This window comes from Nostocoides japonicum T1-X7, from assembly GCF_001046855.1.
Lineage (GTDB): Bacteria > Actinomycetota > Actinomycetes > Actinomycetales > Dermatophilaceae > Nostocoides > Nostocoides japonicum.
Genome location: NZ_HF570958.1, coordinates 5,086,774 through 5,092,331, shown reverse-complemented (window position 1 = coordinate 5,092,331; position 5,558 = coordinate 5,086,774). Strand labels below are relative to the sequence as shown.

Annotated in this window: 7 protein-coding genes; 4 read left to right on the top strand and 3 right to left on the bottom strand. The window is 72.4% G+C overall.

The window, feature by feature from the left end:
• From aqpZ to BN12_RS22965, 3 genes are all read left to right on the top strand, one after another.
• A partial coding sequence (gene aqpZ, locus BN12_RS22975; RefSeq protein WP_083454891.1) for an aquaporin Z occupies positions 1-622 on the top strand: 622 nt, incomplete at its 5' end.
• Entirely contained in the window at positions 597-1,193 is a 597-nt protein-coding gene (locus BN12_RS22970; protein ID WP_048555809.1) for a hypothetical protein, read from the top strand. The genes aqpZ and BN12_RS22970, both read left to right, overlap by 26 nt.
• A 153-nt stretch (positions 1,194-1,346) precedes the next feature.
• A complete protein-coding gene (locus BN12_RS22965; protein WP_048555808.1) occupies positions 1,347-2,339 on the top strand; it encodes an LLM class flavin-dependent oxidoreductase in 993 nt (330 codons plus the stop codon).
• 53 nt (positions 2,340-2,392) lie between these two features.
• On the opposite strand, the gene BN12_RS22960 is transcribed toward BN12_RS22965, so the two are convergent.
• The gene (locus tag BN12_RS22960) at positions 2,393-2,761 is read right to left on the bottom strand and encodes a PPOX class F420-dependent oxidoreductase (protein WP_048555807.1); all 369 of its coding nucleotides are present in this window, start codon (positions 2,759-2,761) and stop codon (positions 2,393-2,395) included.
• 104 nt (positions 2,762-2,865) lie between these two features.
• Between BN12_RS22960 and BN12_RS22955 the strand changes: the two genes are divergently transcribed.
• A complete protein-coding gene (locus BN12_RS22955) occupies positions 2,866-4,008 on the top strand; it encodes an adenosine deaminase (protein WP_048555806.1) in 1,143 nt (380 codons plus the stop codon).
• 52 nt (positions 4,009-4,060) lie between these two features.
• Here BN12_RS22955 and BN12_RS22950 read toward each other — a convergent pair whose 3' ends face one another.
• Together BN12_RS22950 and BN12_RS22945 are read right to left on the bottom strand one after the other, a co-directional pair.
• Positions 4,061-4,609, bottom strand: a complete 549-nt coding sequence (locus tag BN12_RS22950) for a GNAT family N-acetyltransferase (RefSeq protein ID WP_235432515.1) — start codon at positions 4,607-4,609, stop codon at positions 4,061-4,063.
• A 4-nt stretch (positions 4,610-4,613) separates the two neighbouring features.
• The gene (locus BN12_RS22945) at positions 4,614-5,432 is read right to left on the bottom strand and encodes an RDD family protein (RefSeq protein WP_235432514.1); all 819 of its coding nucleotides are present in this window, start codon (positions 5,430-5,432) and stop codon (positions 4,614-4,616) included.
• Positions 5,433-5,558: the final 126 nt, after the last annotated feature.

Here is a 5,558-nt window from a genome sequence, read left to right as displayed (position 1 = left end):
CGGGCATGTCTCCGGTGGCCACTTCAACCCGGCGGTCACCTTCGGGCTGGCCGTGTCCGGCCGGTTCGCCTGGAAGGACGTCGTGCCGTACTGGGTGATCCAGGTGGTGGCGGCCTCGGTCGCCGGGCTGGTGCTGTTCGTCATCGCCTCCGGCAAGGACGGCTTCTCCGCCTCGGCGTCCGGGTTCGCGACCAACGGGTACGGCGACCGGTCGCCCAACGGGTACGGCCTGGCGGCCTGCCTGGTCTGCGAGGTCGTGATGACGGCGGTGTTCCTGTACGTCATCCTCGGCTCCACCGACGACCGCGGCCCCAAGAGCTTCGCCCCGATCGCCATCGGGTTCACCCTGACGATCATCCACCTGGTCTCCATCCCGGTGACCAACACCTCGGTCAACCCGGCCCGTTCCCTGGGGGTCGCCTGGTTCGCCGGGGGCGCGGCCCTGGGCCAGGTGTGGCTGTTCATCCTCGCCCCGCTCATCGGCGCGGCCATCGCCGGCGCCTCCTACGCCGCGATCACCGGCGCCCCGCCGCGACCCCGTCGACGTCGGCGTCGCCAACAACCCCGCCTGACCCTGCCGCTCCACCGTGAACGGAATGGGCCGATCTCCGACCGCAGGTGACCCCTCGTCGGGTGTCCGGCCCGAGCCGGCGGCCCGGGCAGCGATCGACTCCTGCATCACCGAGCCGGACGTCACCGAGTCGCCCGTCACGGAGTCGGCCGCCACCGACCCCGGCATGACCGTCCTCGTCGGCAGACCGGGTGCGGTCCGGTTGACGGTCCTGCGCAGTCTGGCCGTCATGGACCCGGGCGGCACGTCGTGGGTGGCCGGGACGTCCTACGCACGGGCCGCCCCCTGCGCGAGCCTCGCGCTGATGCTGCGCTCCCACGAGCTGCCCTTCCTCACACCGGCTCAGGACCTTTCCGTGGCGCGCACCCTGCGGCAGGCGGCGTGGCGCGATCCGGCCCGACTCGGGGGACTGCTGTGGGACCTGGCCAGCACGCCGGGTGCCGCATTCGTGTCACGACAGGTGGTGATCGACGATTTCGACGTCCTCGATCGGATGTCGCAGCTGGTCCTCACGGACCTGCTCCATCGGGCCCGCGCACGACGTGTGACCACTGTCGTCGCCGTTCGCACGCTGCTCGGATGCCCTGTCCTGGACGGGAGCGGGAGCGTGTTGCAGACCTGAGGCGGGTTCGCCGCCGGACGCCGTTCGAGGGCCCGCGATCCGGCACGACGGCGCGACGCCGTTCCCTGCGGCCGTGGTGGGGCGGCCGCAGGGAATGGGTCGTGGCGGCGCGAGGTTGCCACTGTCGAAGCCCGCGGTGAAAGGTGCCCCAACGTGTCCGTGCCCCTGTCGATCCTCGATCTCGCGACGATCCGGGAGGAGGGCACCGCCGCCGAGTCCTTCGACGCGAGCGTCCGGTTGGCGCGGCTCGCCGAGGCGCGTGGCTACGCGCGGATCTGGTATGCCGAGCACCACAACATGCCCTCGATCGCCTCGTCGGCGACGAGCGTGCTCATCGCCCATGTCGCGGCCCGCACGGAGACGATCCGGCTCGGCTCGGGCGGGATCATGCTGCCGAACCACTCGCCGCTCGTCATCGCCGAGCAGTTCGGGACCCTCGCGACGCTCCACCCGGGCCGCATCGACCTCGGCCTCGGACGAGCGCCGGGCACCGACCAGGTGACGATGCGGGCGCTGCGCCGGGACGTGACGGCCGCCGACACCTTTCCCCAGGACGTGCTCGAGCTGCAGGGGTATCTCACGGGGCCCACTCGCATACCGGGCATCGAGGCGACCCCGGGTCGCGGGACGAACGTGCCGCTCTACATCCTCGGGTCGTCCCTGTTCGGCGCCCAGCTCGCGGCGCAGCTCGGCCTGCCGTACGCCTTCGCCTCCCACTTCGCACCCGAGGCGCTCGAGCGCGCGGTCGCCCTCTACCGCGACCGGTTCGAGCCGTCCCAGCAGCTCGCCGAGCCCTACGTCATCGCCGGCGTCAACGCCCTCGTCGCGGACACCGAGGAGGAGGCGCAGGCCGAGTTCGAGGCCGCCCTGCGCCGCCGGGTCCTCCAGTTCGTGGCCCGCGGACGCACCCTGTCGCCCGAGGAGCAGGAGGTCGTCCTCGCCTCCCCGGCCGCCGCGCAGGTCGCCGGCATGGCGCGCTACCGCGCCGTCGGCACGGCCGAGCAGGTGCGTGAAGGACTCGCGACGTTCGCCAAGCACGCGGACGCCGACGAGCTCATCCTCGCGACCCAGACCTCGAGCACCCGGGCATGGCTGCGCTCCTTCGACCTCCTCGTGCCCGAAGGCTCGGCCGCTTCGGTCGGCTGACGCGGACGCGGATGGCCGGCGGTCGGCCGGACCGTCGGTGACCCTCCGCGTGATCAGATGCCGAAGCTGTTGACCGTGCCGATCTCGAGGCGGATGAAGGCGTCCCCGAACCCGGGCCCGAGGTCGCTGCCGCCCTCGGGGACGGCGCTCGCCCGCCCGCGGATCTCGAGCATTCGGGGGGTCCACGGATCGACCGACACGAGATCGTCGACGACGATCGCAGCCCATCCCGTGGCCTGGACGTCACGGTACTTCTTCGTCGTCGCCATGTGGTGACCGCCGACGTCGATGGTGTGCGTTCGCGCGTTGTAGCGGAACGACGTCGGCACGACGTGCGGCCTCCCATCCTGTCCCGCGGTGGCCAGCCGGCCGAGCCGCTGGCCGGCGAGGTAGTCCAGCTGGGAGGCCGTGAGCTCTGCCATGCGGAGTGCAACGCCGAATGCCGGGCGGGTAGTCCCGGTCTCTCGTCACTGCGGGGAGAGAGCGCGACGGTCCGGCGTCCCAGCCGGCCACTAGGGTCGACGGCATGAGCCTCGAGAGCCCCGACGCCGACGTCATCACGCGTGCCCCGAAGGTGCTCCTCCACGACCATCTCGACGGCGGCCTGCGACCCGCGACGATCCTCGAGATCGCCGACGAGACGGGGTATGCCGACCTGCCGGCCGGCGACGTCGACGGCCTGGCGCGGTGGTTCCGGGAGAGCGCCGACTCGGGCTCCCTGGAGCGCTACCTCGAGACGTTCGTCCACACGGTCGGTGTCATGCAGACCCCGGACGCCCTTCGACGCGTCGCACGCGAGTGCGTCGAGGACCTCGCGGCCGACGGCGTCGTCTACGCCGAGAGCAGGTACGCACCGGAGCAGCACCTCATCGGCGGCCTCGCGCTGGAGGATGTCGTCGAGGCCGTCAACGCCGGCTTCCGCGAGGGGGAGAGGGCGGCCGCCGAGGCGGGAAACCCCATCCGGGTCACCGCCCTGCTCACCGCGATGCGGCATGCCGCGAAGTCGCGCGAGATCGCCGAGCTGGCCGTCCGGTACCGCGACGACGGCGTCTCCGGCTTCGACATCGCCGGCGCCGAGGCAGGCTACCCGCCGACGCGGCACCTCGACGCCTTCGAGTACCTCCGGCGCGAGAACGCGCACTTCACGATCCACGCCGGGGAGGCGTTCGGGCTCCCGAGCATCTGGGAGGCGATCCAGTGGTGTGGCGCCGACCGTCTCGGGCATGGCGTGCGCATCGTCGACGACGTCGTCATCGACCACCGTCCCGCGAGTGACGACCCGGGAGCGGCTCTCGCGGCCCAGGCGGCCGGTGCCGAGGCATACCTCGGCCTCCTCGCGGCATACGTGAAGGACACCCGCATCCCCCTCGAGATGTGCCCGAGCAGCAACGTCCAGACCGGGGCGGCGGACTCGGTCGCCCGACACCCCATCACCCTGCTGAAGAACCTCCGGTTCCGGGTCACCGTCAACACCGACAACCGGCTCATGAGCGGGACGTCGATGAGCCGCGAGATGCGACTGCTCGTCGAGGAGGCGGGGTGGACGCTGCGCGATCTGCGCTGGGCGACGGTCAATGCGATGAAGTCCGCGTTCATCCCCTTCGACGATCGGCTCGCCCTCATCGAGGACGTCATCAAGCCCCGGTATGCCGAGCTCGGAGCTCCCTGAGGCAGCTCACCTGGCAGGTCGGCGGGTGGTCGGTCCCCGGTCGGGGCTCGGCTCACGTCGTGGGCTCGGCCCGCGGCCTCGGATCGGCCGGGGGTCCCAGTTCGGCCGGCGGCTCCGGGTCGGCTCGCGCCCTCAGGTCGGCTCGCATCGCCGGGTCGGTCCTGACGACGAACCCCGCCTCCTCGTAGAGGGCGCGTCCCGCGGGCGTCGCGAAGAGCTCCGCACGCCCGGCCCCGGTGCCCCGCGCCCACTCCATGACGGTGGCGAGGGCCGCTCGGGCGTGGCCGTGGCCGCGCGCGTGCGGCAGGGTGCATACGTTGAAGACGAGGACGTCGCGACCGGCGGGGTTGGCGGGGGAGGGCGCACTGTCGCGCACGACCCCCAGGGCGGACGACACGACCTCGCCCTCGACCTCGACGACCGCGAGGCATGCACCAGGATCGTCCAGCCGCTCGGCGAACCACGAGCGAGCCGCCCGCCGCCACGTGTCGTCCGTCGCGGGAACCCGCATGGCGTCGAACATCTCGGCCCGGAGGGCGACGAGCGCGTCGAGGTCCGCGGCGCGCGCCCGCCGCGCGCCGCGAGCGCTCGGGTGCCTCACCGGCTCACCAACCGGCTCGGCGCAGGACGCGAGCCCGGAGGGCGTCCTCCCGCTGCAGCTTCAGGCTGTCGCGGCGGCTGCGCTCGGCGAGGATGGCGGCGAGAACGTACTCGGGGTGCCAGCCTGGCGAGGGAGGAGGGGAGACGTAGGGACGCATACGGTCGAGCAGGTCGCGGCCGATCGCCTCCCGGGAGTCCGGACGAAGGGTCTGCGCGCGGGCGAGGAACTGGCGCGTGCCGAGGGCGAGACTCGTCGGGATGCGGCCGAGGTCGGCGTGCGCGGCCCAGGTGGCCAACGCGGGATGGACCCGCGGCGAACGGGGCAGGCGGACGGCGTGCCGCTCGCTGATGGCATACGTCCCGGCGGCGAGGTCGCCGAGGCGCTTGGCCCGCTGGGTGACGAGGGCGGTGACGAGGGCAGGCGCGCCCGACATCGAGTAGATCTCGATGGGCGCGGTGAGCGCCCGCACGAGGGCCTGGCGTGTGGTGATCGGACCTCCGTCATCGCGGACGACGCGCAGGCCGAGAGCGTACCGGCCGACCGACTTGCCCCGCGTCACCGTCTCGAGGAGGACGGGGTAGACGACGACCACGGCGATGACGACGAGCAGCACGATGGTCCGCTGGACCGCGAACGACAGGCGCAGGTTCGTCACACTCAGCGCGACGAAGAACGCGACGAGGGCGAACGCCTCCACGAGCGTGTCGATGATCCGCGACAGGACCCGCGCGAAGAGGCTCGCGACGGGCAGCTCGACGGCAACGGCCTCTCCGGTCACCTGTTCCTGGCGCAGGTAGCCGTCGTGGGCCGGCGCGGTGGTCACGGATCGACTGTATGCCGTGCCCTCGCCGTTCGTCCGCCGCGGCGTCCCCACCCGCTCGCCGTGCCCTGTTCGGCAGGTGCGGGCTTTCCGTGGTCGGTGGCGTCTGGCGACCACGACAACCCCGCA